We start from the raw sequence: 24,422 nt of genomic DNA, 5'->3' as shown, positions 1-24,422 counted from the left end.
ACACTATCTCTTGGTTTATTGGCCTCATGACGCACTTAATCGATACTTTCACATCTGTACTTCACCAAAGCGTGCTCAAGCCTTGTCGGTTGATTGTCGCTTTCAGTGGTGGTGTCGATTCACGAGTTTTGTTGGAATTGGCTACCGAATACGCGAAATCCAATCACATTGATTGCTGTGCGGTACACGTCCATCATGGTCTTAGCCAAAATGCCAATCTCTGGGCAGAGCAGTGCCAAACATGGTGTGAGGCGTTGTCAGTCCCCTTGTTCATTGAACGAGTCTCGTTAGATACCAACAGTGGAGAGAGCATTGAAAAGCTAGCCCGAGATGCTAGGTACCAAGTTTTCAAACAACATATTAGGCCAGGGGATGTTCTCATTACCGGTCAACACATTGATGACCAACTAGAGACCTTTTTATTGGCATTAAAGCGTGGCAGTGGTCCTAAAGGCCTCTCTTCTATGGCGAAAGTGATGCCGTTTGGAGATGCTTTTTTGGTTCGCCCACTGCTGTCAGTCACTCGCACTCTGATTGAATCCACAGCTTTAGGCATGGGGTTAACTTGGGTGGAAGATGAGAGCAATCAAGATCTGCGTTTTGACCGGAATTTTATTCGTCATCAGGTTGCTCCCGCTCTGATTGAGCGTTGGCCGAGTTTCCGAGCGTCGGTCAGTCGCAGCGCTCAGCTATGTGCAGAGCAAGAGTTACTGTTGGATGAGTTATTAGAGTCTCACTTTCAGCAAGCGCTGGGGGATTGCACGATGCAGAGTTTGAGTATTGAGGTGCTCTCTCAACATTCTGATTTGTTGCGATCTCGATTACTCAGAATGTGGTTCAGCTCTTGTCATCAACCAATGCCGAGCCAAAAGCAGCTCAAACTTCTATGGGATGAGGTGGCATGTGCTCAGGCCGACGCCAATCCTAAGCTGGTGTTGAATGATGTCGAGGTCCGACGTTTTAATCACCAACTCTATTTAGTGAAACAGGCCACAGACTTGTCGAGCTGGCAAAGTGGTATCTCAATGGATCAGAGTTTAGTTCTGCCTGATGGTTTAGGGGAGCTACACTTAAATTCAGTGGCGAGTGAAGGAGTATCACACCATGGTGATAGGCAATATTTTAGTCTCAACAAAACTAGCGGGTCACTGCGTGTGATCTTTAACCCTGAAGGATTGTCGGCACACCCTGTAGGGCGGGGCCACAGTCGAAAGCTCAAGAAGCTCTTTCAAGAGTACCAAGTGCCAAGTTGGCTAAGACGTAGAACGCCAATATTAATGGATGATGAGCGAGTGATCGCAGTTTTAGGCTTATTCGTAGATAAAAACTACGAAGGTCAAGATTGTGAAGCACTGTGGAGCAAGTAAAAAAAGTTTGTGTCACAATTAAACATCATATTAATAAAAATCATGAATGGAATATGAAATGAATAAAATTACACTAGGATTAGTTCTTGGGCTTGGACTATTGAGTGGTAACGCTTTGGCGGGGGATGTGGTTGCCGGTCAGGCTAAAGCCGCGATCTGTGCGGCGTGTCATGGTGCTGATGGTATCGCGATGATACCAGGTTATCCAAACCTGAAAGGACAAAACGAACAATACATCGTTTCATCAATCAACGCGTACAAAAATCAGCAACGTAGTGGCGGCTTAGCTGCTGTAATGCAGGCTCAAGCTTCAATGCTGAGTGACGAAGATATCGCGAATCTAGCCGCTTATTACGCAAACCTTAAGTAAAACCTTCTCAAAGCGCTGATTAAACAATATGATAAGTTTCAAGCCAGCGTTTTAAAGCGCTGGCTTTTTTCATTGAATGTTTATAACAGCTAACCGATAATAAGTTATTCACACAGTTTAAGGGATGAACATGAAAAAGATTGAAGCCATTATCAAGCCATTCAAACTTGATGATGTACGTGAAGCACTTGCAGAAGTGGGTATTACGGGTATGACAGTATCTGAAGTTAAAGGCTTTGGACGTCAAAAAGGTCATACTGAGCTATACCGAGGCGCAGAGTACATGGTCGACTTTTTACCTAAAGTGAAATTGGAAATCGTTGTGACCGACGAAGTGGCCGATCAATGTATTGACACCATTATCGAAACGGCACAAACCGGTAAAATTGGTGACGGTAAGATCTTTATTACTAACGTTGAACGTGTGGTCCGTATTCGTACCGGCGAAGAAGACGAAGACGCCGTATAAAAATTATTGCCTTAAAAGGAGCGTTTATCGCTCCTTTTTTATTTCTGGTAGAGTGCTGTATGTTTAAGAAAATCATCATTGTTATCGCAGTTTTGATAACACTTGCTGTTGTTAGTTTTCATATTATCTTTGTGATCCCGAATAAACCCAACCTGATCACTTTTTCTCATAATGCCAGCAATGATATTTATAGTTGCTATCAGAACCCAGCGCCGAAAGCGATTGATGTGTCCGACGGATTAAGCCTTGCCGTGTGGAATATCTACAAGCAAAACCGCAGCCATTGGCAGAGTGAGTTGGATAAACTGTCGACAGGAAAAGATTTAGTCTTACTGCAAGAAGCAAGCATGACACAAGAACTTCGCCAATGGATGACAAGTGGTCAGTGGGAAAGTACTCATGTGAATGCGTTTGAAGCCTTTGAAGAAAGTGCTGGTGTACTTAACTTGGCGACGCATTCACCGCTCGAAGCTTGTGCTTATACACATGAAGAACCTTGGCTGCGACTGCCTAAATCCGCACTATGGTCTCGTTACCAGCTGAGCAATGGAGAAGTACTGGCGGTCATCAATATTCATGCGGTGAACTTTACCTTTGGTACACAAGATTATGAAGAACAGCTTGAGAGCTTAACCAATAATCTGCAAAAGTACCGTGGTCCAGTTATCTTTGCTGGGGATTTCAATAGTTGGAGTGAAGCTCGGTTTGCGGTATTGAAAGAGGCGTTGGAAAAGGTTGGTTTGACAGAAGTCGCTTTTGCACCTGATAACCGAACACAGTTTATAACAGGGTTGATGCTCGACCATGTGTTTTATCGAGGATTAGATCTAGAAAAAGCAAAAACGCCCATTACGGACGCTTCTGATCATAACCCAATGCTAGTGACATTTCAGGCTCAATAGTCAGAAGCTATTCGATGCTCGTACGCTAGTGACTGTCGATAAAGAAGGCGAGTGAATTCTCACTCACCTTCTTTATTCTGTCTAGAAGATCAAAATATAGAGTGCCCAGATGAGGTAATAGCCAATCCATGGTAAGCCTGAGATCACAAGCGCTTGCCCGCGTTCAAACTCAGTCCACGTTAATACCGCGGCATAACCGAGCACGATGTACCATGGTAATAGCAGTGGTAATGAGCTGGCAAACTGCGACCAATCATTGGTTAATGGTAACTTAATTAAGCCGTTTAAGCTGTTGATATCAGCGGCATAGTTCATTACCTGTCCGTGTTTGAGTATTAGGCTTGCATAGCTTGCAATGTCACCTAACACTGCCGGAAACATGACAACCGATGAGGCCGCAAACCATCGCCAGAAATTATGCTTATGTTGGCTTGGTTTGGTTGCTAGGTTAAACCAAAATGCCAATAGAACGATGCTGAGCGTACGACTCAGTACATCGTTGATGATTTCACTTGCGAGCAAAGTATTGCTGTCAAGTAACGCCAATTGGTCAGGATTCGTTTGAGCCAGTTGTTTCGATAATTCCGCACTTAACCATGCAAAATCGACATTTGAAAAATAGGCGCCCCAAAATAAGAATGGACTAAGCATTAATACGACGTAGGGTTGCCATCCCCAAGCACTTCGTTGATACAGTGCTAAGAAGCATGATGTTGGTGATCGAAAAATATCCAACAGCATGACGAGAGGGTTACTTGACGGGTTCATACACTTACCTTAGTTACATCAACATACAGCTTCAGTTTTTGTCCGGGCTGTAGGTATTTATGGTTCTGTAAAGTATTCCATTTTACAACATCTGCACTTTTTACTTTGAACTTTGCTGCAATATCGCTGATGGTGTCACCAGATCTTACGCTATAGAAGATCGTACGTATGATCGCACCATCTGAACCGTTCTTCCAGATGACCAGTTTTTGGCCAACATGCAGTGTGTCGCGAGGTCCTATTCCATTCCACTTTGCCAATGATTGGTGAGAGACTTTGTTTGCACGAGCGATCGTCCATAAGCTGTCACCACTTTTTACGACATGGTTTAGCTTATATTGACCACGACTCTTTGATTGCGTATTTGCTAGGCGGTTTGAAGCGCTTAGCGCGTAAGCTTTGTCATCTTTGGTGGAAGTTGGAATGAGCAGGTATTGACCAATGCGAATATTGTTGTTGCTTAAACCGTTTGCCGAGCGAATCACTTTGCTGGTGGTGTTATATTTGCTTGCTAATACACTGATGCTGTCACCGGACTGAATCTTGTAACGTACTAACTTCATTCCCTTGCCTTTATTGGCAGCGACTTGTTTATTGAATTTATCAATTGTGTTTGAAGGAAGTAATAGACGTTGATGTTTTTTGGGTGCCGTTGCCCATTGATTATAAGCGGGGTTATAGCTTTGTAACTCTTTCACTGAAATACCGGCGTAGTTCGCGGCAATCGCTAGATCAAGCTGCTCTTCAGGGTCAACGAGAGTCAAGACTGGTTTGTTAGGAATGGCAGGGATTTCAATGCCATATTTGTCTTGGTTGGCTATTACATCAGCCAGTGCCAGCAGTTTAGGTACATAGCTGCTGGTCTCTTTTGGCAAGTCCAGAGAGAAGAAGTCGATGGGCTTACCCAGCTTCTTATTCTTGCGGATTGCGCTGTTCACTCGACCGCCACCACTGTTGTAGGCTGCAATCGCATGGCTCCAATTGCCATCAAAGCGTCGGTTGAGATCGGATAGGAAGTCGAGTGCTGCATCGGTTGACGCCGTCACATCACGACGACCGTCATACCAGAAATCCTGCTCTAGCCCATACGCTTTACCTGTCCCTGAAATAAATTGCCATAGACCAGCCGCGCTGCCGTGAGAGTATGCGAACACATCAAATGAGCTTTCAACAACGGGTAACAGTGCCAATTCTAGAGGGAGACCTCTTTCTTCAATCTTTGTTGTGATCAAATAGAGGAAAGGTTCAGCACGTTTTGATACGGTTTTTAAATGACTCGGGTGCTTTAGATACCAAGTTCGGTAGTAATCGACTTTCTTTTGGTCGGGTACTTCCATTTTAAGTTGCATCCCAATACGTTTCCAAACATCTTCTTGTGTTTGTGGGGTAACGATAGGAACTTCAACTTTTGGTTGTTCTTTGGCTTCTAGTGAAGCGTTAGCTTTAGAAACTTCTTTAGTAGGAGATGTGTTGGTTTGCTCGGGAGCTTGGTCTGGTTTCTCTGACTGAGTTAATTGGCAACCAGAAAGTAGTAATACCAAAGCCCAGCTGTACTTAACTCGCATGTTACAGCCTTTTTAATAAACGGTCGCTGATAATACTTGCCTCTCCCTATGAGTGACAAGCTTGTATTTGTTAAAATTCATTCTTCCATACACGCAAAGCAGTAAAGATAGATAAAGGATCGGTCTGCTCAGTACGATTAGACACTGATTTTACTACACTTGGTTCGGTATAACGCAAGAAAGGGTTAATAAATTTCTCTTGTCTCAAATTCGTGGGTAAGGTCGGCTTATTTTGAGCGCGGAGTCGGTTCACTTGATCTCGATATTGGCGAAGCTGTTGGTTATCAGGCTCAACGGCCAGTGCAAAAGCGATATTGGCAGCGGTATACTCGTGCGCGCAGTAGACTTCTGTTTCTTGAGGGAGTGCGGTGATTTTATTAAGTGCATCAAACATTTGTTGTGGTGTGCCTTCCATGATCCGGCCGCAACCCGCAGAAAACAATACATCGCCACAAAATAGTTTCGCGTCCCCCACATAGCCTACATGACCGGCGGTGTGTCCACTAAGCCCTAGGACCAAAAACACTTCACCGAACAGTTCTAATTGGTCGCCATCGTCGACAGGATGAGTCAGAGTCGGTATTGGCTCGTTCTTTGGACCCACCACATCAACACCTGGGTGCTGTCTTACCAACTCGGGAACACCCCCAATATGATCATGGTGGTGGTGTGTAATCAAGATTGCATCTAAAGTTAGCTCATGATGTGCTAAGTATTCTAATACTGGAGCGGCATCACCAGGGTCGACGACAGCACAACGGCGATCGCTATTTTCAATCAGCCAGATGTAATTGTCGTTAAATGCAGGTATGCTTTTGATATGTAACATTATTGGATCTCCAGTCACTTTTTAGTGAGACAGATTAAGTGAGATAGATTATTGATGAAGCCAGCACGTAGCAGAAAGCAGTTTGAGCGTCCTTACACTTGGGCACAGTTGCACAATGGGGACTGGTTGAGAGAATCAATTCAAACTCGACTTGATGAGTGGTGCCCAAAACTATTTGGTTACCATATGCTCAAGCTCGGAGGCCTCAGTTGTGAGATTTCTAGCTGCACATGTAACATTCAACATCAAGTAAACCTAGATATCCAGAACCCATTACATAATGTGATTGCGGATGGTTATAATTTGCCCTTTCTAGAGAAAAGTTTTGATGTTGTGGTGCTTAGCCATCAATTAGACTATAGCAATGACCCGCATAGGTTATTGAGAGAAGTCGACCGAGTCATGATAGACGATGGTTATATGATTATCACGGGTTTTAATCCTGTTAGTGTTACTGGACTTGCCAGTTTACTGCCTTGGCGAAGAAACGCTTTGCCTTGGAGTGGGCGTATGTATACACCAAATCGAGTAAAAGATTGGTTAGGTGTACTGAATTATGAAGTGATTCATTGTGATACTTATGCGCTGGTCCCAATGAGTAAATACCAAGCGATTTGGACATGGTTAGAGAACAGTTTAGGTGGATGTGCATCTTTTGCTGGAAGTCAGTATTTTATTGTTGCTCGTAAGCGAACTTATCCACTTAAACCGATTAAGCCTCATTGGCATCTTAAACGACGTTTTTCACCGGTTGGCGCTAGCTTTAGAACCGACAGTCGTTGCTCGGTCCATTCCAAGAAAACAACATACCCTTTAAAAACCGAAAAAGCCGACTAGGGTCGGCTTCTCATTTTGGTCTCTGCTTAAGGCCGTGGCATCTCATTTTAAAAAGATCGTTAGCTCGGTTGGTAGCCGGTATCTGCTTGAGTGGGGTTTTCAGCTGCAGTTCTTGCAAGCTCATCACACATCTCATTTTCTCTGTGCCCTGCATGTCCTTTTACCCAGCGCCAATCAACATTATGGCGCGCGGTTTCTTTATCCAACCTTTGCCAAAGGTCGGCGTTTTTCACCGGTTTCTTATCGGCTGTTTTCCAGTCGCGTTTTTTCCAGTTGTGGATCCACTGTGTGATGCCTTGACGCACGTATTGGCTATCGGTTGTCAGAATCACAGAGCAAGGTTCTTTAAGAGTTTGCAGTGCGATGACGGCGGCAAGCATTTCCATTCGATTGTTGGTTGTTAGGGTGAAGCCTCCGGATAGCGTCTTCTCGACTTTTTTGTAGCGGAGGACAATCCCGTAGCCGCCAGGACCGGGGTTGCCTAAACAAGAACCATCAGTGAAAATTTCAACTTGTTTCGTCATGATTTGATACTATTACCTCAAGCACATTATCGGCATAGTCTGACACAGTTATCCTTATGAATACCAGCAGAACTCCAGAACGACGCTCTAGCGAGCAAACTCGTGCGAACGAAAAAAACAGTTCGCGCGAAAATAAGCGCATCATCGTACTCGATACCGAAACTACCGGTATGAATACTGAAGGTGGCCCTCACTATATGGGTCATCGTATTGTTGAAATTGGTGCTGTAGAAATCATCAACCGTAGGCTGACTGGGCGTCACTTCCACGTCTACATCAAGCCCGATCGTGCGATTCAAGAAGAAGCCATTGGCGTTCACGGTATTACCGATGAATTCTTGGTGGATAAACCGGAATACCGAGAGATCCACAACGAATTTCTTGATTTTATTAAAGGCGCAGAGTTAGTGGCCCATAACGCCCCCTTCGATACGGGCTTTATGGATTATGAGTTTGAAAAACTCAACCCTGCCATTGGTAAAACAGAGGATTACTGTAACGTTACCGATACCTTGGCGATGGCGAAAAAGATATTTCCGGGGAAAAGAAATAACCTAGATATATTATGTGAACGTTATGGTATCGATAATTCACATCGTACCCTCCACGGTGCATTGCTCGATGCGGAGATCCTAGCTGACGTCTACCTATTGATGACGGGGGGACAAACTTCGCTGCAATTTAACGCTGATCAAAAGGAAGGTGAAGCCGAGAGTATACGAAGAGTAGAAAGTGGTCGGAAACCCCTAAAGGTTTTACGAGCTACGGCCGATGAAGTAGAGGCGCATCAACGTCGTTTAGATCTCGTCGAGAACAGCGGAAGCTGCCTTTGGCGTTTGTAGGGAGAAAGTATGTTTAGGGTATTGGCTACCGGTTACTTATTGCTGCTAAGCTTTGGCTTACATGCGGCGACAGAGTCCGTAATGAGTTTGTTGGACAACCGATTTCGAGTAGACCCCAGTATTGATCAAGTTACTTTTGTGATTTATCGAACCGATAACTCTAAACCTGTCGTATTGGTTCGTCCCGACGGTAAAAAATATTACTCTAGTCGCAATGCCGATAATGTTCGTTGGTATCAAGAATCGTCGATGGACATTATCTCTATCGACAAGCCGATGCCTGGTCCTTGGCAAGCGGTAGGCGAAGTTTCACCTAAAAACCATATTAAGCTCTTGTCTCACCTTGTTTTAGACGCCGATGAGTTTCCTAATAAGTTGTATCAAACGGAGCAGATTAAGTTTACTGCTCGTTTGACTTCGGATGGTAAACCTCTGGTACTGCGTGATTTTCTAGACCGCGTGAAACTCAAGGTGACGTTTACCAAGTTTGTCGAAAATGAAGCTTCTTTAGTGAAAGAAGCGCGCCCAGTGCCTGTTGTGTTAGGCGAGTTTGCCGATGACGGTGCCGGTTTTGACGAACAAGCTGGAGATGGCGTGTTTACGGTGTCGTTACCGATTGATGTGGAACCGGGTAAGTACCGAGTTCGTATTACTTCGGGTAATGGTGTTTTTTTGAGGGCGCAAGAACAACAAGTCTTAGTGTACCCAACCCCAATCACAGCTACTTTTGTTCAGTCTCGTAAAGCGGGAACTCCTCATACTATTGTTGTCTCTGGCGAGCATGGCATGATCGCGCCGAATTCTTTGGCTGTTCATGTTGAACATCAAGCCCCTGATGAGTATGTGACGTACATCCAAGGTCAACCGGAAGACGATGCACTGCAAGTGTCTTTAGTGGCGCCTTACACTGGTGAATTGGGTGATTATAACTGGTCGGCGATGGTCTATGCCACGGATGCATCAAGCCAGCGTCCACTGATTTTTCCGATAACAGAGCAATCGTACAGTGTTGTTGAAGATCTTGATTTAGCTGAGTCTCGCCGCCTTCAAGAAGAAGCTCTAGCAGAACAGAAGCGTATTGCCGCTGAATTGAGAATTCTTCAGGAGCGTGAGCATGAAAGACTGCGCAGTATCATCATTATTGTTGTCGGCAATGTTACCGCGATTGTATTGGGTTTATTGATCTGGTTTGTGATTCGTAAAGTAAAAGCCAAGAAACAAGCGCAACCTGAGATGCAGCTTAATGCGCCAAAGTAGGTTTTAAAGGTTATGGATGTGTCACGGTGCTAACGCATCAACAGCATGAATGTCTGCGCGATTCGCTTAGCTGCTAACAAAAAAGGGACTCATGAGAGTCCCTTTGGTTTTTCTGCGACCTGTCTAACTTTGGTTTTGATTATCGATGTTAGGCTACGTTATCAATCGATTGGTCTGGGTACTGCGACTTTGCTGCAAGCTCCTCTGGTGAGAAATCATCCACGTTAATCGTATACAGTCTATGCTCCTCAGCACTAATCAGAAGGTTTGCCTCTTCTTGCGTTAAGATACCTTTTTCAAGTCCCAATTGAGCGACAAGATCAAGTCGTAAGAAGGCGCGTTTTTGATGTGTCTCTTTGCAGACTTTTTCGAACAGTGGTTCTGCTTGAAGAATCACTTCGAGTGCTTTTTCAATCTTGCCGACAGGGTTGTATTCGGTGGCTTCTAAGTATTGACCGCGGCCGATACGTGAACGTGTTTCACTCGGTGTTTGAATAATGTGTGCGACTTGGCTATCCAGTTTGTCGTTGGGGGCACGACGGATGCGGCCAAATGGCATAAGCACAACACGAAGCAGGCGACCAATCACGGGATTAGGGAAGTTGGCTAAGAATTCATCAATCGCCACTTCAGTCTGACGTAAGCTATCTTGCATACCCCAATGGACTAACGGTAGATCTTCAGCGTGGCTGCCTTCGCTTTCAAAGCGCTTCAACGTTGCTGAACCTAAATACAGTTGGCTCAGGATATCGCCCAGTCTTGCTGATAGACGTTCTCTGCGTTTCAATGAACCACCCAACACGGCCATCGAGATGTCAGAAAGCAGTGCGAGGTTAGCACTGTATCGGTTGAGCTGTTGGTAGTAACGCTGCGTTTGCTGATCGCTTTTATTTGATGATGTTGGTGCATCTGATCCTCGACCATCAGTGATACCGAACCACAAACTGCGAACTAGGTTGCTCAAAGTAAAGCTAACGTGTCCTGCTAACGCTGCATCAAACTTATCAAGCGCATCACTGCTTTCAGAGTAAGCGGCTTCCATTTCGTTAAGTACATAAGGGTGACAACGAATCGCACCTTGACCATAGATGATCATTGAACGAGTTAGGATGTTTGCGCCTTCAACCGTAATCGCGATAGGCGAACCTTGGTAGCCACGAGCGAGGAAGTTCGAAGGACCCAAACAAATGCCTTTACCGCCGACGATATCCATAGCGTCGATGATGCTGCGTTGGCCACGGTGGGTACAGTGGTACTTAACGATGGCAGAGATAACCGAAGGCTTTTCGCCAAGGTCGATACCCGCAACGGTTAGGTTACTTGCAGCGTCCATTACATAAGCGTTACCTGCTAAGCGGGCAAGTGGCTCTTCAACCCCTTCCATACGACCAATCGGTTGTTTGAACTGGCGACGAATACGCGCATAAGCACCGGTTGCCAGCGCAGCCGATTTAATGCCTCCGGTTGAGTTTGAAGGCAGTGTGATACCCCGCCCAACGGACAGGCATTCAACCAACATGCGCCAACCTTGACCTGCCATTTTCTGGCCACCAATGATGAAGTCAATAGGGACGAAGAGATCGTTACCTTGGGTTGGGCCGTTTTGGAACGGAACGTTAAGTGGAAAGTGGCGATTGCCAATCTCAACGCCGGTTAAATCTGTTGGAATTAACGCACAAGTAATACCCAGATCTTGTTTGTCACCCAGTAGACCATCGGGGTCGCGCAGTTTAAAAGCTAAGCCTAATACAGTCGCGACAGGCGCAAGAGTGATATAACGTTTATTCCATGTTAAACGCATACCAAGTACTTCTTCTCCTTGCCATTGCCCTTTACATACTATGCCGTAATCAGGGATAGATCCGGCATCAGAGCCGGCTTCTGGGCTAGTTAAAGCGAAACAAGGGATCTCTTTACCTTCCGCTAAACGGGGTAGGTAATGGTTTCTTTGTTCTTCTGTACCGTAGTGCTGTAATAGTTCACCGGGGCCTAACGAGTTAGGTACACCAACGGTTGATGACAATACACTAGAAACGCCCGTTAGCTTCTGTAAAACTAAAGATTGAGCGTAAGCCGAGAATTCTAAACCACCGTATTTTTTCTTGATGATCATGGCGAAGAATTTATGGTCTTTCAGGTATTGCCATACTTCTGGTGGTAAGTCAGCAAGCTCGTGTGTTACTTGGTAATCATTGACCATTTTACACACTTCATTCACCGGACCATCGAGAAAAGCTTGCTCAGCATTAGAGAGCTTTGGGTCAGCGATGTTCTGAAGTTTCTTCCACTCAGGCTTGCCTTTAAACAGCTCTGCTTCCCACCATACGGTGCCAGCTTCTAACGCTTCTTTTTCGGTTTGAGACATCGCCGGCAGAACTTTCTTAAAGACAGAAAGTGCTTTGTGACTGATTAAGGTCTGACGAACGGTAGGGACTGCAAAAATCGCAACCGTGAGTAGGTAACAGAGCCAACCAGTAACCGCCACGCCATCGAGCAGTGTTAAGGCCACCATCGTGCCAGTTAATACAACTAACGCCCGTATCAGACTAACTCTATGGTAAAGGCAAACACCTAAGATGGCTGTCATGCCGAGTAGGGGGAGCAATATGTTCATGATCGATTTCCTTTTCAGAGATCACTTATTGTTATTAAGTTTAGGTAAGAGGTCTAACCAGTCAAGTGTAAACGGAATATTAAATATTTGTAAAACACCAAGGTGGATAAAAAGTGATCTCAATAGAGTTAAAGTTCTAATTGTGAGAGGTTGGTGGCGAATATTTGGACGGTTCGGTAGTGAGAGGTTAATTAAGGTGGCAATCTTTGGGCTTAAGTATCGACACTATTTCATGTTTGTGGGTAAACTCAGGTAATAGAGGGGGAAACCCTCAGCTCTCATTTACGTACTATAAGTGGCGTAAAAAAATATAAGAGATAAGCCTTATGTACCAAGACCTAATCAAAAGTGAATTGAACGAAGCTGCTGACGTTCTTAACAAATTCTTGAGTGATGACCAGAACATCGCTCAAATTGAAGCGGCGGCAAAACTGATTGCTGACTCATTTAAGCAAGAAGGCAAAGTGCTTTCTTGTGGTAATGGTGGTTCGCATTGTGATGCGATGCATTTTGCAGAAGAGCTGACGGGTCGATACCGTGAGAATCGCCCTGGTTATGCTGGCATTGCGATTTCTGACCCTAGTCATTTGTCTTGTGTGAGTAATGATTTTGGCTACGATCACGTATTTTCTCGTTATGTTGAAGCGGTAGGTCGTAAGGGTGACGTGTTGTTCGGTTTGTCGACTTCAGGTAACTCTGCCAATATTCTAAAAGCGATTGAAGCCGCTCAAGCTAAAGGCATGAAAACCATTGCGCTAACCGGTAAAGATGGCGGTAAAATGGCCGGTTGTGCTGACATCGAAATCCGAGTTCCGCATTTTGGTTACGCTGACCGTATTCAAGAGATTCACATTAAGATCATTCACATTGTGATTCAGCTTGTCGAAAAAGAGATGGAATTATAGTTTACAGATATTGGAGCTCAGTTTTGGCTCCATTGGTTTTGATAGGGAGTAGATGAAACCATGTGTGAATTGCTCGGTATGAGCGCGAATGTGCCAACTGATATTTGTTTTAGCTTTACTGGCTTGATGCAGCGTGGAGGCAATACTGGCCCGCATCGCGATGGTTGGGGGATTACCTTCTATGAGGGAAAGGGTTTTCGTACGTTTAAAGATCCTAACCCGAGTTGTGAATCTAAGATCGCTGAGTTGGTTCAAAACTACCCAATTAAAAGCCAAGCTGTTGTCAGTCATATCCGTCAAGCTAACCGTGGTGGTGTTAATCTAGAAAATACACATCCTTTTACCCGTGAGTTGTGGGGGCGGTATTGGACCTTTGCGCACAATGGTCAACTAACGGATTACGATGAGCTGATTAGTGGCCGCTTTAGGCCGGTTGGTGAGACAGACAGTGAGCTCTCTTTCTGTTGGTTGTTGAAACAGTTAGAAGAGCGTTTTCCAGAGCCTCCTCAAGATAAGGAAGGCATGTTTCGCTTTGTGGCTGAGTGTTGTGACAAACTGCGAGAGAAAGGGGTTTTCAACATGCTATTGAGCGATGGTGAGTATGTGATGACGTACTGTACGAACCATTTGTACTGGATAACAAGACGTGCACCTTTTGGTAATGCGAGCCTGATTGATGAAGATGTTGAGATTAATTTCCAAGAAGAGACTACGCCAAATGATGTGGTTACCGTGGTGGCGACTCAACCTCTAACAGCGAATGAAGCGTGGTTTAGAATGAAACCGGGTGAATACGCACTGTTTCATTTTGGTGAGTTAATTGGCAGTAACCACCAAGGATTGGAAGATGTTGCTTATGCACCTAAAAAGGTTGCAAGCCAAGCACCAACTGAGCCATTGAGCTAAACGTTCCGAATAGTATCACTGTTGAACCGAACAAAAGAGAGGCCGCTTAGTGAACCAATAAGTCAGTAAGCGGCCTTTTTGTTTGCTGATTTTAGAGGGCTTGCTCTTCAGTGATTGACTTTGTGAGTACAGCTAGACGAATTATTCTTCTGCGTAACCGTGCTTGCCTAATGCTTTACCGTCTAAGATAGCTTGCCCATTAACCATGGATAAACGCTCCTCTACGAACCACTTGCAGACCATAGGGTAAATGCAGTGCTCTTGGGTAAGCACTCGGCTTGCTAGCATATCAGCATCATCACCTTCAAATACCGGAACCTTAGCTTGTAAGATCACAGGGCCACCATCGAGTTCTTCGGTGACAAAATGGACGCTAGTTCCGTGCTCTTTATCTTGTGCATCAATAGCGCGCTGGTGGGTATCTAAACCTGGATATTTGGGTAGCAGGGAAGGGTGGATATTGATCATTTTACCCGCGTAATGGCGAACAAATTCCGAACTTAGAATGCGCATGTAGCCCGCGAGTACGATTAAATCAGGTTGATAAGCATCAATTTTAGTCATCAACTCATGATCGAACTCTTCACGTGAACCAAAGTCTTTTGGATTGACTGAATGTGCGTCAACAGCGGCGGTTTTTGCTCGCTCTAATCCAAAAGCCTCAGCTTTATTTGAGAAGACAGCTTTGACTGACGCACGAATCATATTGCTATCGCAGGCATTCAAAATAGCCTGTAAGTTACTTCCGTTTCCTGAGACTAAAACGACGATGTTTTTCTTAGGTTGACTGTTATTCATAGAGTGGCTGTTCTTCATAGGGTGGGTCATGCAATTGGTTTACAGGGGAATTTACAATGTACCTACATAAACTAAGGTTTTCTGCGGGCTAAATAGCAAAATGAGGACCATTAGGTCCTCATTGATTAACTCAGTAAGCGAACGCGTCACTTATTTGATTTCAACTTGCTCTTCGCCAGCTTCAGCGTTAGCAATTTCACCGATAACCCAAGCGTTTTCGCCTTCAGCTTTCAGCAGTTCAACCGCTGCGTCAGCTTGATCTTTCGGTAGCGCAACTACTAGGCCTACACCACAGTTGAAAGTGCGGTACATTTCAAATGTCTCCACGTTACCTTTCTCTTGTAGCCACTTAAAGATAGCAGGCCATTCCCAGCTCTTGCCATCAATGACGGCTTTAGTGCCTTCAGGAAGTACGCGTGGGATATTTTCCCAGAAACCACCACCGGTGATGTGCGAGATAGCATGAATGTCATGCTCTGCAATCATTTTAAGTGCCGATTTGATGTAAATCTTAGTGGGTTCTAGTAGGTGCTCACCGATAGTGCGACCTTCTAGTTCTTCACTCTTATCAGCACCAGAAACTTCTAGGACTTTACGAATTAAAGAGTAACCGTTTGAGTGTGGACCGCTTGAGCCAACAGCGATAAGGGCGTCGCCTGCTGCTACTTTAGTGCCGTCAATGATGTCCGCTTTTTCGACAACACCCACACAGAAGCCAGCTACATCGTAGTCGTCGCCTTCGTACATGCCTGGCATTTCAGCCGTTTCACCACCGATGAGTGCACAGCCAGCTTGAACACAGCCTTCAGCAATACCAGAAACAACGTCTGCTGCTGTATCGACATCTAGCTTACCTGTTGCGTAGTAGTCTAGGAAGAATAGCGGCTCACCACCTTGAACGATTAAGTCGTTCACACACATTGCCACTAGGTCGATACCAATGGTGTCGTGTTTTTTCAGATCCAAAGCAAGGCGAAGTTTAGTACCAACACCATCAGTACCTGAAACAAGTACCGGCTCTTTGTATTTCGTTGGAAGTTCACATAGGGCGCCAAAGCCACCAATACCGCCCATTACTTCAGGGCGACGAGTGCGTTTAACAGCACCTTTGATACGGTCAACTAGTGCATTACCTGCGTCGATATCAACACCAGCGTCTTTGTAGCTTAGAGAAGAAGTATTACCACTCACGGGATAGTCCTCGAACTTAAGTTGGATGTGAAAACGGCGCTATTCTAACAGGGCTTGATTACCAAGAGCAAACGTTTGCGCGGTTTTTTTTATTAGAATAAAGATTCTGAAATACCCCCACAGTTCGTGTATAATCTACAGGTTTGTTTAAATATTGCCGGAGTTGGAAATGAAAGTTGTTGAAGTGAAACACCCGCTAGTAAAACATAAAATTGGCCTGATGCGTGAAGGTGACATTAGCACTAAGCGTTTTCGTGAGCTAGCGACAGAAGTGGGTAGCCTTCTAACATACGAAGCGACATCAGACTTTGAAACTGAGCGTGTAACGATTAACGGTTGGAACGGTCCTGTAGAAGTTGACCAAATTAAAGGTAAAAAAGTAACGGTAGTGCCAATCCTACGTGCTGGTCTAGGCATGATGGATGGCGTTCTTGAGCACATCCCAAGTGCACGTATCAGCGTTGTTGGTATCTACCGAGACGAAGAAACGCTGGAGCCGGTACCGTACTTCAATAAGCTTGCATCTAACATCGATGAGCGTATTGCTCTAGTGGTAGACCCAATGCTTGCAACAGGCGGTTCTATGATCGCGACGATCGACCTGTTGAAAGAGAAAGGTTGTAAGCACTTTAAGATTCTTGTGCTTGTTGCTGCTCCTGAAGGTATCGCTGCTCTAGAAAAAGCGCACCCAGATGTTGAGTTGTACACTGCTGCAATCGATGAGAAGCTAAACGACAAGGGCTACATTGTTCCTGGTCTTGGCGATGCGGGTGATAAGATCTTTGGTACTAAGTAATTCGGTTCGGTTTAAGTTAATTTAAAGAGTGATTTAAACTTAACTGGACCTGCTATCAATAAAAGGGAGAGCATTCGATGCTCTCCCTTTTTTGATCTTGTTTGATTATGATTCTTTTGAATCTAGCCTTACCGACTCATTAATCGATTTGAGCTTTGTCTACTACTGTGTTGTCGCCTAATTCTTCTGGAAGGACTAGGTTAAGTAGAATTGCCACGATACCACATAAGCTTACGCCTTGAAGGCTAAAGTCGCCGATGCCAAATGCCATGCCGCCAATACCGAAGACTAACGTAATGCCCACAATCACCAGGTTGCGTGATTTGTGTAGGTTAACGTTGTTCTGAATTAGGGTGTTCAGGCCTACCGTTGCGATAGAACCAAACAGAAGAATCATGATGCCGCCCATCACTGAAACTGGAATTGTTTGAAGCAGGGCTCCGAGCTTACCGACTAACGCAAGAACGATTGCCGTCACTGCTGCCCACGTCATGATCACCGGATTGAATGCTTTAGTCAGCATTACCGCGCCGGTTACTTCACTGTAGGTTGTGTTTGGTGGAGCGCCCAGCATCGAAGCCGCAATGGTTGCTACACCATCGCCAGTAATTGTGCGGTGTAGGCCCGGTTTTTTAAGGTAGTCTTTACCGGTTACGTTAGAGATAGCAAGCATGTCGCCAACGTGCTCAACGGCTGGAGCGATTGCAACAAACACCATGAAGAAAATCGCGTTGATGTTGAATTCTGGTGCGGTGAAGTTGGGCAGAGCTAACCAAGACGCTTGAGCCACTGGCGTGAAGTCGACCACGCCATAGAATAAGCTTGTCAGGTAACCGGCGACGATCCCACCGAAGATAGGCAGCAGTTTAAGGAAGCCTTTTGAGAACACACTGATGATAATGGTCACTATCAGTGAAATAGAAGAGATCCACAGTGCAGCGTCAGCATCGATAAGTTGAACGGCACCGTCCCCTGTTTTTCCCAATGCCATGTTAACTGCAACAGGGGCAAGGCCTAAACCGATCACCATGATCACAGGGCCAACCACCACGGGTGGAAGTAATTTATGGATGAAAGCAACACCGCGAACTTTGATCAATGCCCCCATCAAAACATACACAACACCGGATGCCATTAAACCGCCCATGGTTGCACCTACACCCCAAGTTTGAATACCAAACATAATAGGGGCGATAAATGCAAAAGAAGAGGCTAAGAAGATTGGCACAGAGCGGCGTGTAATAAGTTGGAATAAAAGAGTACCGATACCTGCGCCAAAGAGTGCTACGTTGGGATCGAGCCCGGTTAGCAGTGGCACTAATACAAGCGCACCAAAAGCAACAAACAGCATTTGTGCACCTTGCAAAGCATTTTTCATGTTATGTCCTTAACAATGATCGTGATATGAAAAGTAAAATTCGCGAGATTCTATCATTTGGCAATCGATTGCCACACCAAGTAGATCAAATTTATTTGTCTTAATGATGTTTACCGCCATCATGATTAGAAAAGTCCACGTTAAATAAGCGGACGATTTATGATCGTTAGTGGGTAATTTATGGTTATTAAGCTCTGTGAGTTCTAACAACCTTGCCCCTCAATCCATAGTTGCTTATCATCAAGGCACACGATTTGAATATTAGGATCAGTATGCGCTTTATAGCATTGTTGTTAATGGCACTATCAGCCTCTCCGAGTTATGCATTGACTAAAGTCGATATTTTTGGTGCTGAGGTAGTGATTAACGCTGAAGACAAACAGCCAGAACAAGTGGCAAGAATGACGGGTATGGAGCAGGTATTAATACGTGCGACTGGCCAAACCGATGTCGCTTCGAATGAGACGATTAAAAAGGCGATGCGTAACAGTGCGCAGTACCTGTCTCAAATGAGTTTTGGTGAAAGCCATGCTCAAGAAACGCTGCGTATGCGTTTTAATGGTGCTCAAATCCGATCTTTATTGACTCAAGCTCAGTTACCGTATTGGCCTGATACTCGCTCGAACATTCTTGTTTGGCTCGTAGAAGAAGGCCATTACGACAAGAATATTGTTTGGGAACACTCTAAATCACAACTGGCCTCAGGTTTACAAGCGTACGCAAAGGAGCGAGGTTTACCACTGACGCTTCCTATTGGCGATTTTGACGATATTACGGGTATTGCGACTTCTGATTTATGGGGCAGCTTTATCACACCGATCAGTAAAGCGAGTCTGCGTTACCCTGTTGATGCCGTGTTGGTGATAAAGGCTCAACCTTCAGGTTTACGTTGGGCTCTATATGATCAAAAGCCGAGTCAATTGACGAGCGCTCCAACATCGCCAGTGAGTGGTTCTTTGTCGGGTAACAGCGCAACGATGTCTAAGAAGTTAGTCGACCAAATCAGTAACTACTACTCAGCTAAAAGTGCTGTGACGGTAGCGAGTGAGTCATCAGAATCGATTTTAACCCAGTTTATTAGCCTGAATAATGCTCAGGATTTCTTCCAATTGGAGAACGCACTTAAGCGTCTAAACTCGGTGGCAAGCCTCGATATTCTGAAGATTCAAAACAACGAAGTGACTTTCCGAATCCACTTATTGTCGACTCAACAAGAGTTTGAGCAGGAAGTTGCAAGAATTCGTCAGCTTGCCAAGGTTGAAGAGCCTTACATTGAACCTGAAGTGAGTCCTGAATTTGAATCGCAAGACAACACTATGTCTGTCGGTGATGCTCCCGAGTCGGCTGTTGCAGTGAAAGCGGAAGAGGGTGTAAGTGATTCAAGCGTGCAAGTGATTAAGAGCAATGAGGTATCAACGGATACTGTTCTCACAAACACGCCTGACACAACGTTAGCGGAATCTAGCTCGGAAGATTTAACCACCACAGCGCCAATGGATGCTAAGCCAAGTCTCGTATACGAATGGGTTCGCTAGTACTGCTCTGTTTGATATGACATCATGAAAAAGCCCTGCTAGAGCAATCTTGCAGGGCTTTTTGTTACCATCTCAGAACAATAACATCCAATCAATTATTATTGCTCGAACTTAGCTTTTTCTTTCTTTTCTACTTCAGAAAGGCGCTTCAGTTTAATCCCTAACTCTTTGGCTCTAAAGCGAGTAAATAAAATGTTGCCCACGAAGCCTAGAGTGGTTAAAAGCAGTTCTACTGCCGCTAATAGGCGCTCTCCACCGTCGACATATAAGAGAGTGAATGCGTGTAGGAAGTAGAGCATCAAGACGAAATTCGCCCAAGCGTGCGTATAAGGTTTACCTGCTAAAATGCCCGGTAATGGCAGTAACAGCGGGATAGCCCAAGCAATCGCCAGCGTGACATTACTGAGATGAGGGTGCGGTGAAAGCGTCATCTGCCAAGCCACCACCCAGAATAGAAGCGACAAGTTGCCCGCTAAAGCAAGGTAGCGAAAGAGTTTGGTTTTGGGAGACATCGCCGTTTCTGGCATATACATCATTGAGAAATTCCCTTCTGATTTATTGCGATGCGCGCTAGGCGTTTACCTAGATTTTGCGCCAACTCAATCTCTTCTTTGCTAAGCGAAGCGCTTTCTCCAGTACTGCTTGCACCATAAGGCGTACCACCGGTTTGCGTGGTGTGCAGTGCAGGTTCTGAGTAGGGGATGCCCACGACTAACATGCCGTGATGAAGCAGGGGCAACATCATGCTTTGCTGTGTCGTCTCTTGACCACCATGCAGTGATGAAGAAGAGGTAAAGACACACGCTGGTTTATCGATGAGATCGCCATTGATCCACAGTGATGTCGTGCTATCCCAAAAGTGCTTCATTGGCCCGGCCATGTTGCCAAACCAAACCGGACTGCCTAGCGCCAAACCATCACAAGATCGAAGCTCTTGTAACGAGGCAATAGGATCGGTGGGTTGATAGCGCGAATCAGGCTGCTCCTCTACTGTGTACACGTCGTTCACCGTTCTTAGCATGGCTTCACAGTTCGGGATAGACTCTACCCCTCGTGCAATCTGCCTCGCTAGAGCTTGTGTGTTGCCGTGGCGGCTGTAGTAAAGGACAAGAATGTTAATGCTCATCTTGGGCTACAGAATCTCTAGAACTTGCTCTGGTGGACGACCAATCTTTGCTTTGTTGTTCGCGACAACGACTGGGCGCTCAAACAATTTTGGGTTGGTTGCCATTGCAGTGAAAAGGTCGTTATCAGACATCGATGGATCATCGAGGTTTGCTTGTTTGTAATCCGCTTCTTTGGTACGCATCATCTCGCGAACACTTTCAAACCCCAGTTGAGTGAAAAGTACCTTCAGTTGCTCGACAGTTAAAGGCGTATCAAGGTATTTGATAACCTCTGGCTGGACGCCCTTTGTTTCAAGCAGTTCGAGAGTTTGACGGCTTTTTGAGCAGCGTGGGTTATGATAAATCACGACAGACATGGTTCTTCCTCATTATTATTTTTTATTTAATTGTTTCGCTAAAGTCATCTAAGTGACTTCTGGGTTTGTTGAATGTTGAGCTTTCTTTTTGTTCTGATAACGAGTCGCAACCAATACACTCACTGGAGTGATAAGAAGCGTTCGCGTTGAATCATTAACTGATCAATTCGAGCGTCGTAGCGCGCTTGTTTTAGGCTGCCGAGCTCAGCGATTTGGCTGGCTTGCGTGTAATATTGAATCGCTTTGTTCCACTGGGCTTGCAGTGCCAAAATTTCTGCGCGAGCAGCCAAGTCTTCGTCGCTATGACCAAGGCTCGTATTTACTTTTGAAAGCAGGTGCCAGCCATTGGTATCGTTCGGGTTATCGTGCGTGTAACGTTGCAATACGCGAACGGCTTCTTGCAGATCTTCATTTTCAATCAATGCATTGGCGTAGTTAATCGTCAAAACTGGGTTGTTTGGTTGACGAACCAGTGCCGATTTCAGTTCTTTAATCGCTGTTTCTGGTTTTTTCTGTGCAATGTGCAGATCGGAAATCGCATCTAAATAAAACACGTTGGTTGGATCGCTATTGATGAGCTTAGTAAGAATAGGCTCGGCTTTATCTAATTTTTTAGAATCGAGATAAACCAATGCTTGGCCGTACTCTAATGATGGCACCAGGGCTTTTGGTGCTTTTTTCAGTTTGCGCTTGAACCAATCAAGAGCCGCGTCGTTATTGATACCGGCGTAGCGAGCGACAACACGCGCTCTCGCTAAGTGATAATCCAATGACGGAGCCAGCTTCAGTGGTGGGTAGCTACGAGCTCGAGCGCGAGAATCGGTAATTCGGTCTTCTGGTAATGGGTGAGTCAATAGCATCGGTGGTGGCGTGCTGGCATAGCGATATTCATCGGCTAAACGACCAAAGAAGCGCGGCATTGCATTCACATCAAACCCTGCTCGTGCGAGTGTGCTGATACCAAAGCGGTCGGCTTCTTTTTCATTACTGCGGGTGTAGTTGATCTGGCTCTGCATGGTACCCGCGGTTGTTGCTGTTAATGCAGCAATACCCGCTTCAGGTGCGGCTATCGCCAATAATATTGAAGCCGCAAGTGCAGCGATGGTTGCTGGAGAGCGCCTCGCTTGATCTTCCATACTTCGAGCTAGGTGACGCTGGGTTACGTGTGCGATTTCGTGGGCTAATACTGAAGCCAGTTCACTTTCCGATTGTGCATGCAGAAACAATCCTGAGTGCAAAGCAACATAACCACCAAAGAACGCGAAAGCGTTAATGTTGCGATCACGGATCATAAAGAATTGAAAGGGGGTTTTTACATCATTTGCGTTCGCAACAAGGCGATGACCGAGTGTGTCGATGTATTGGTTTAAAACCGGGTCGTTGACGATCGGCTGACTGTTTCTGATGATGCGCATATAGGCATCACCATAGATAAGTTCTTGGTCAATAGAGAGTGTGCCTGCAGCCGCTGTCCCGATATCCGGTAGTTCCAAACCATTGGTGGTGGCCAAGATTGGGGGGCTTAATGTAGTAGCAATACATATGCAAGCAATTGATCGAGCGCGTTTAAACATATTAGTCAGTAATACTCCATGTCATCTGACAGTAAGACAAGTGCAATGCCAATTGGTTCTTTCTCTGATTTAACCTTTGTTAAGTGCGTGCACTATCATTAAGGAAGAGTAATGAATGATGGCGCGTTTTCAAAAACAGATTACAATACGACTCTTATAATAAGCATCGAGCTACAGAATGACACCAAATATTCTCGATTTACGCCAAGAGCGCTGCCCAATGGCGTTATTATTAGCCAAGCGTCACAGTGTAAAGTTAGAAATCGGACAATCATTGTCAATTTATGTCTCTGATAACAGTTCTATGAAAGATATTGTACATTTTTTGTCTAAGCAAGCTTACGTCGTCATCACGGAAGCTTGTTCCAGTTACCACCACCTTATCGTTACTAAAAAGGAATTGCAGTCAGATGTTTGAAATGGTCAATCGTTGGTATAAACGACGTTTTTCTGATCCACATGCAGTCAGTTTGGTTGCCATCATTCTCTTCGGCTTTATTACTATTTACTTCTTTGGCCATCTCATTGCGCCATTATTAGTGGCTATTGTACTGGCTTACTTGCTTGAATGGCCTGTCACTCAACTTCAAAGACTCGGTGTTCCAAGAACGCCATCGGTGATGTTGGTGATCATGATGTTCTTTAGCTTGATGTTGCTTGCGCTGTTTGGTTTAGTGCCAACCATTTGGGATCAAGTCGGCAACCTTATCAATGATATTCCAAGCATGTATGGTGGTTTACAGAAGTTTATTGCGACAATCCCTGAACGTTTCCCTGAGCTAGCAAACTTACAGATTGTTGAGTCGATAGTGTCTAATGCAAAAAACAAAGCTCTCGGTTTTGGTGAAAGTGTCGTGAAGGGCTCTTTTGCCTCTCTTGTGAGTTTGGCGACACTGGCCGTTTACCTGATTCTTGTACCGCTTTTGATCTTCTTCTTATTAAAAGACAAAGAAGAGATGATCAGTATGGCGAGCGGTGTGCTACCGAAGAACCGCCGTTTAGCGACCAAGGTTTGGCTTGAGATGAACCAACAAATCACGAACTACATTCGTGGTAAAGTGTTAGAAATTATCATCGTCGGTGGTGTCAGTTACGTAACGTTCGCCATTTTGGATTTACGTTACTCAGTACTGCTGGCTGTCGCGGTTGGTTTCTCGGTTCTGATCCCGTATATCGGTGCGGCTGCGGTGACGGTACCTGTCGCCATTGTCGGTCTGTTCCAATGGGGGCTTGAACCTCATTTCTATTGGCTTTTGGTATCATACGGTATCATTCAAGCCCTAGATGGCAACGTGTTAGTCCCAGTTCTGTTCTCTGAAGCGGTGAATTTGCACCCAGTAGCCATTATTGTTGCGGTATTGGTGTTTGGTGGGTTGTGGGGATTCTGGGGGGTGTTCTTTGCTATCCCGTTGGCAACGCTAGTGAAGGCGGTTTGGAATGCTTTGCCGAGTCACGCGTTAGAGGATGACCCCGAGCATTAACAGCAATTGAATCAGCATTAAAAAGGCCGGA

The 24,422-nt window shown here is 45.2% G+C and carries 25 protein-coding genes; 13 read left to right on the top strand and 12 right to left on the bottom strand.

Annotated elements, in window-relative coordinates; genetic code table 11:
• The first annotated feature begins 26 nt into the window (after window positions 1-26).
• The 4 genes from tilS to OCU36_RS09990 all read left to right on the top strand — a co-directional run bounded on the left by tilS (window position 27) and on the right by OCU36_RS09990 (window position 3,108).
• Window positions 27-1,367: a tRNA lysidine(34) synthetase TilS gene (tilS, locus tag OCU36_RS10005; protein ID WP_261837871.1), complete on the top strand. Its 1,341-nt coding sequence runs from the start codon at window positions 27-29 to the stop codon at window positions 1,365-1,367.
• Between the two features lie 58 nt (window positions 1,368-1,425).
• The gene (locus tag OCU36_RS10000) at window positions 1,426-1,737 is read left to right on the top strand and encodes a c-type cytochrome (RefSeq protein ID WP_261837870.1); all 312 of its coding nucleotides are present in this window, start codon (window positions 1,426-1,428) and stop codon (window positions 1,735-1,737) included.
• Between the two features lie 130 nt (window positions 1,738-1,867).
• Window positions 1,868-2,206 carry a nitrogen regulatory protein P-II gene (gene glnB, locus OCU36_RS09995; protein WP_261837869.1) on the top strand — a complete coding sequence of 113 codons (339 nt, stop codon included), beginning with the start codon at window positions 1,868-1,870 and terminating at the stop codon, window positions 2,204-2,206.
• Between the two features lie 59 nt (window positions 2,207-2,265).
• A complete protein-coding gene (locus tag OCU36_RS09990) occupies window positions 2,266-3,108 on the top strand; it encodes an endonuclease/exonuclease/phosphatase family protein (RefSeq protein WP_261837868.1) in 843 nt (280 codons plus the stop codon).
• An 81-nt stretch (window positions 3,109-3,189) separates the two neighbouring features.
• On the opposite strand, the gene OCU36_RS09985 is transcribed toward OCU36_RS09990, so the two are convergent.
• The 3 genes from OCU36_RS09985 to gloB form a co-directional block, all read right to left on the bottom strand.
• The gene (locus OCU36_RS09985; RefSeq protein WP_261837867.1) at window positions 3,190-3,876 is read right to left on the bottom strand and encodes a YIP1 family protein; all 687 of its coding nucleotides are present in this window, start codon (window positions 3,874-3,876) and stop codon (window positions 3,190-3,192) included.
• Complete coding sequence (locus OCU36_RS09980; protein WP_261837866.1) at window positions 3,873-5,441, bottom strand: LysM peptidoglycan-binding domain-containing protein; 1,569 nt, start codon at window positions 5,439-5,441, stop codon at window positions 3,873-3,875. Before OCU36_RS09980 ends, OCU36_RS09985 begins: the two co-directional genes overlap by 4 nt.
• A gap of 70 nt (window positions 5,442-5,511) precedes the next feature.
• Complete coding sequence (gene gloB / locus OCU36_RS09975) at window positions 5,512-6,270, bottom strand: hydroxyacylglutathione hydrolase (RefSeq protein WP_261837865.1); 759 nt, start codon at window positions 6,268-6,270, stop codon at window positions 5,512-5,514.
• A gap of 54 nt (window positions 6,271-6,324) precedes the next feature.
• Between gloB and OCU36_RS09970 the strand changes: the two genes are divergently transcribed.
• Window positions 6,325-7,107: a class I SAM-dependent methyltransferase gene (locus OCU36_RS09970; protein WP_261837864.1), complete on the top strand. Its 783-nt coding sequence runs from the start codon at window positions 6,325-6,327 to the stop codon at window positions 7,105-7,107.
• A gap of 59 nt (window positions 7,108-7,166) precedes the next feature.
• Here the strand turns inward: OCU36_RS09970 and rnhA are convergent, their stop codons facing one another.
• On the bottom strand, window positions 7,167-7,631 hold the full coding sequence (gene rnhA / locus OCU36_RS09965) for a ribonuclease HI (protein WP_261837863.1): 465 nt from the start codon (window positions 7,629-7,631) through the stop codon (window positions 7,167-7,169).
• Between the two features lie 56 nt (window positions 7,632-7,687).
• Here rnhA and dnaQ point away from each other — a divergent pair, with 56 nt between their 5' ends.
• Together dnaQ and OCU36_RS09955 are read left to right on the top strand one after the other, a co-directional pair.
• Window positions 7,688-8,473 carry a DNA polymerase III subunit epsilon gene (gene dnaQ, locus OCU36_RS09960; protein WP_261837862.1) on the top strand — a complete coding sequence of 262 codons (786 nt, stop codon included), beginning with the start codon at window positions 7,688-7,690 and terminating at the stop codon, window positions 8,471-8,473.
• 9 nt (window positions 8,474-8,482) lie between these two features.
• Complete coding sequence (locus OCU36_RS09955) at window positions 8,483-9,730, top strand: TIGR03503 family protein (protein ID WP_261837861.1); 1,248 nt, start codon at window positions 8,483-8,485, stop codon at window positions 9,728-9,730.
• Window positions 9,731-9,878: 148 nt separating this feature from the next.
• On the opposite strand, the gene fadE is transcribed toward OCU36_RS09955, so the two are convergent.
• Window positions 9,879-12,344 carry an acyl-CoA dehydrogenase FadE gene (gene fadE / locus OCU36_RS09950; protein ID WP_261837860.1) on the bottom strand — a complete coding sequence of 822 codons (2,466 nt, stop codon included), beginning with the start codon at window positions 12,342-12,344 and terminating at the stop codon, window positions 9,879-9,881.
• Window positions 12,345-12,670: 326 nt separating this feature from the next.
• On the opposite strand from fadE, the gene lpcA reads away from it, so the two are divergent.
• Window positions 12,671-13,249: a D-sedoheptulose 7-phosphate isomerase gene (lpcA, locus tag OCU36_RS09945; protein ID WP_261837859.1), complete on the top strand. Its 579-nt coding sequence runs from the start codon at window positions 12,671-12,673 to the stop codon at window positions 13,247-13,249.
• A 60-nt stretch (window positions 13,250-13,309) separates the two neighbouring features.
• The gene (locus OCU36_RS09940) at window positions 13,310-14,155 is read left to right on the top strand and encodes a class II glutamine amidotransferase (RefSeq protein WP_261837858.1); all 846 of its coding nucleotides are present in this window, start codon (window positions 13,310-13,312) and stop codon (window positions 14,153-14,155) included.
• A gap of 141 nt (window positions 14,156-14,296) precedes the next feature.
• Here OCU36_RS09940 and purN read toward each other — a convergent pair whose 3' ends face one another.
• Window positions 14,297-14,983 (bottom strand): phosphoribosylglycinamide formyltransferase, encoded by a 687-nt coding sequence (gene purN, locus OCU36_RS09935; protein WP_261837857.1) that lies wholly within the window; start codon window positions 14,981-14,983, stop codon window positions 14,297-14,299.
• A gap of 120 nt (window positions 14,984-15,103) precedes the next feature.
• Window positions 15,104-16,144, bottom strand: coding sequence for a phosphoribosylformylglycinamidine cyclo-ligase (purM, locus tag OCU36_RS09930; protein ID WP_261837856.1), 1,041 nt, complete (start codon window positions 16,142-16,144; stop codon window positions 15,104-15,106).
• A 169-nt stretch (window positions 16,145-16,313) separates the two neighbouring features.
• On the opposite strand from purM, the gene upp reads away from it, so the two are divergent.
• A complete protein-coding gene (upp, locus tag OCU36_RS09925; RefSeq protein WP_261837855.1) occupies window positions 16,314-16,940 on the top strand; it encodes a uracil phosphoribosyltransferase in 627 nt (208 codons plus the stop codon).
• Window positions 16,941-17,079: 139 nt separating this feature from the next.
• Here the strand turns inward: upp and OCU36_RS09920 are convergent, their stop codons facing one another.
• A complete protein-coding gene (locus OCU36_RS09920) occupies window positions 17,080-18,318 on the bottom strand; it encodes a uracil-xanthine permease family protein (protein WP_261837854.1) in 1,239 nt (412 codons plus the stop codon).
• 272 nt (window positions 18,319-18,590) lie between these two features.
• Between OCU36_RS09920 and OCU36_RS09915 the strand changes: the two genes are divergently transcribed.
• A complete protein-coding gene (locus OCU36_RS09915) occupies window positions 18,591-19,853 on the top strand; it encodes a DUF2066 domain-containing protein (protein ID WP_261837853.1) in 1,263 nt (420 codons plus the stop codon).
• Between the two features lie 98 nt (window positions 19,854-19,951).
• Here OCU36_RS09915 and OCU36_RS09910 read toward each other — a convergent pair whose 3' ends face one another.
• The 4 genes from OCU36_RS09910 to bepA all read right to left on the bottom strand — a co-directional run bounded on the left by OCU36_RS09910 (window position 19,952) and on the right by bepA (window position 22,910).
• Window positions 19,952-20,389, bottom strand: a complete 438-nt coding sequence (locus OCU36_RS09910; protein WP_261837852.1) for a DUF2069 domain-containing protein — start codon at window positions 20,387-20,389, stop codon at window positions 19,952-19,954.
• Window positions 20,386-20,979, bottom strand: a complete 594-nt coding sequence (wrbA, locus tag OCU36_RS09905; RefSeq protein WP_261837851.1) for an NAD(P)H:quinone oxidoreductase — start codon at window positions 20,977-20,979, stop codon at window positions 20,386-20,388. The genes OCU36_RS09910 and wrbA overlap by 4 nt, the downstream gene beginning before the upstream one ends.
• Before the next feature lie 6 nt (window positions 20,980-20,985).
• Window positions 20,986-21,336: an arsenate reductase (glutaredoxin) gene (gene arsC / locus OCU36_RS09900; RefSeq protein WP_261837850.1), complete on the bottom strand. Its 351-nt coding sequence runs from the start codon at window positions 21,334-21,336 to the stop codon at window positions 20,986-20,988.
• Window positions 21,337-21,455: 119 nt separating this feature from the next.
• Complete coding sequence (bepA, locus tag OCU36_RS09895; protein ID WP_261837849.1) at window positions 21,456-22,910, bottom strand: beta-barrel assembly-enhancing protease; 1,455 nt, start codon at window positions 22,908-22,910, stop codon at window positions 21,456-21,458.
• A 178-nt stretch (window positions 22,911-23,088) separates the two neighbouring features.
• On the opposite strand from bepA, the gene OCU36_RS09890 reads away from it, so the two are divergent.
• Both OCU36_RS09890 and OCU36_RS09885 read left to right on the top strand, forming a co-directional pair.
• Window positions 23,089-23,328, top strand: a complete 240-nt coding sequence (locus OCU36_RS09890; protein ID WP_261837848.1) for a sulfurtransferase TusA family protein — start codon at window positions 23,089-23,091, stop codon at window positions 23,326-23,328.
• Window positions 23,321-24,391 (top strand): AI-2E family transporter, encoded by a 1,071-nt coding sequence (locus OCU36_RS09885; protein WP_261837847.1) that lies wholly within the window; start codon window positions 23,321-23,323, stop codon window positions 24,389-24,391. The genes OCU36_RS09890 and OCU36_RS09885 overlap by 8 nt, the downstream gene beginning before the upstream one ends.
• Window positions 24,392-24,422 lie beyond the last annotated feature (31 nt).

Source organism: Vibrio artabrorum (assembly GCF_024347295.1).
Classification (GTDB): domain Bacteria; phylum Pseudomonadota; class Gammaproteobacteria; order Enterobacterales; family Vibrionaceae; genus Vibrio; species Vibrio artabrorum.
Note: the sequence above shows the minus strand (reverse complement) of the source record. Positions and strands in the feature narration are given on the sequence as shown.

Coding starts and splice junctions, on each gene's coding strand:
- OCU36_RS09910 (WP_261837852.1), bottom strand. CDS start 20,389: ATGATGTATATGCCAGAAACGGCGATGTCTCCCAAAACCAAACTCTTT.
- tilS (WP_261837871.1), top strand. CDS start 27: ATGACGCACTTAATCGATACTTTCACATCTGTACTTCACCAAAGCGTG.
- OCU36_RS09920 (WP_261837854.1), bottom strand. CDS start 18,318: ATGAAAAATGCTTTGCAAGGTGCACAAATGCTGTTTGTTGCTTTTGGT.
- OCU36_RS09890 (WP_261837848.1), top strand. CDS start 23,089: ATGACACCAAATATTCTCGATTTACGCCAAGAGCGCTGCCCAATGGCG.
- OCU36_RS09985 (WP_261837867.1), bottom strand. CDS start 3,876: ATGAACCCGTCAAGTAACCCTCTCGTCATGCTGTTGGATATTTTTCGA.
- upp (WP_261837855.1), top strand. CDS start 16,314: ATGAAAGTTGTTGAAGTGAAACACCCGCTAGTAAAACATAAAATTGGC.
- OCU36_RS09885 (WP_261837847.1), top strand. CDS start 23,321: ATGTTTGAAATGGTCAATCGTTGGTATAAACGACGTTTTTCTGATCCA.
- bepA (WP_261837849.1), bottom strand. CDS start 22,910: ATGTTTAAACGCGCTCGATCAATTGCTTGCATATGTATTGCTACTACA.
- OCU36_RS09970 (WP_261837864.1), top strand. CDS start 6,325: ATGAAGCCAGCACGTAGCAGAAAGCAGTTTGAGCGTCCTTACACTTGG.
- lpcA (WP_261837859.1), top strand. CDS start 12,671: ATGTACCAAGACCTAATCAAAAGTGAATTGAACGAAGCTGCTGACGTT.
- OCU36_RS09955 (WP_261837861.1), top strand. CDS start 8,483: ATGTTTAGGGTATTGGCTACCGGTTACTTATTGCTGCTAAGCTTTGGC.
- OCU36_RS10000 (WP_261837870.1), top strand. CDS start 1,426: ATGAATAAAATTACACTAGGATTAGTTCTTGGGCTTGGACTATTGAGT.
- fadE (WP_261837860.1), bottom strand. CDS start 12,344: ATGAACATATTGCTCCCCCTACTCGGCATGACAGCCATCTTAGGTGTT.
- glnB (WP_261837869.1), top strand. CDS start 1,868: ATGAAAAAGATTGAAGCCATTATCAAGCCATTCAAACTTGATGATGTA.
- purN (WP_261837857.1), bottom strand. CDS start 14,983: ATGACCCACCCTATGAAGAACAGCCACTCTATGAATAACAGTCAACCT.
- OCU36_RS09915 (WP_261837853.1), top strand. CDS start 18,591: ATGCGCTTTATAGCATTGTTGTTAATGGCACTATCAGCCTCTCCGAGT.
- rnhA (WP_261837863.1), bottom strand. CDS start 7,631: ATGACGAAACAAGTTGAAATTTTCACTGATGGTTCTTGTTTAGGCAAC.
- dnaQ (WP_261837862.1), top strand. CDS start 7,688: ATGAATACCAGCAGAACTCCAGAACGACGCTCTAGCGAGCAAACTCGT.
- OCU36_RS09940 (WP_261837858.1), top strand. CDS start 13,310: ATGTGTGAATTGCTCGGTATGAGCGCGAATGTGCCAACTGATATTTGT.
- gloB (WP_261837865.1), bottom strand. CDS start 6,270: ATGTTACATATCAAAAGCATACCTGCATTTAACGACAATTACATCTGG.
- wrbA (WP_261837851.1), bottom strand. CDS start 20,979: ATGAGCATTAACATTCTTGTCCTTTACTACAGCCGCCACGGCAACACA.
- OCU36_RS09990 (WP_261837868.1), top strand. CDS start 2,266: ATGTTTAAGAAAATCATCATTGTTATCGCAGTTTTGATAACACTTGCT.
- OCU36_RS09980 (WP_261837866.1), bottom strand. CDS start 5,441: ATGCGAGTTAAGTACAGCTGGGCTTTGGTATTACTACTTTCTGGTTGC.
- arsC (WP_261837850.1), bottom strand. CDS start 21,336: ATGTCTGTCGTGATTTATCATAACCCACGCTGCTCAAAAAGCCGTCAA.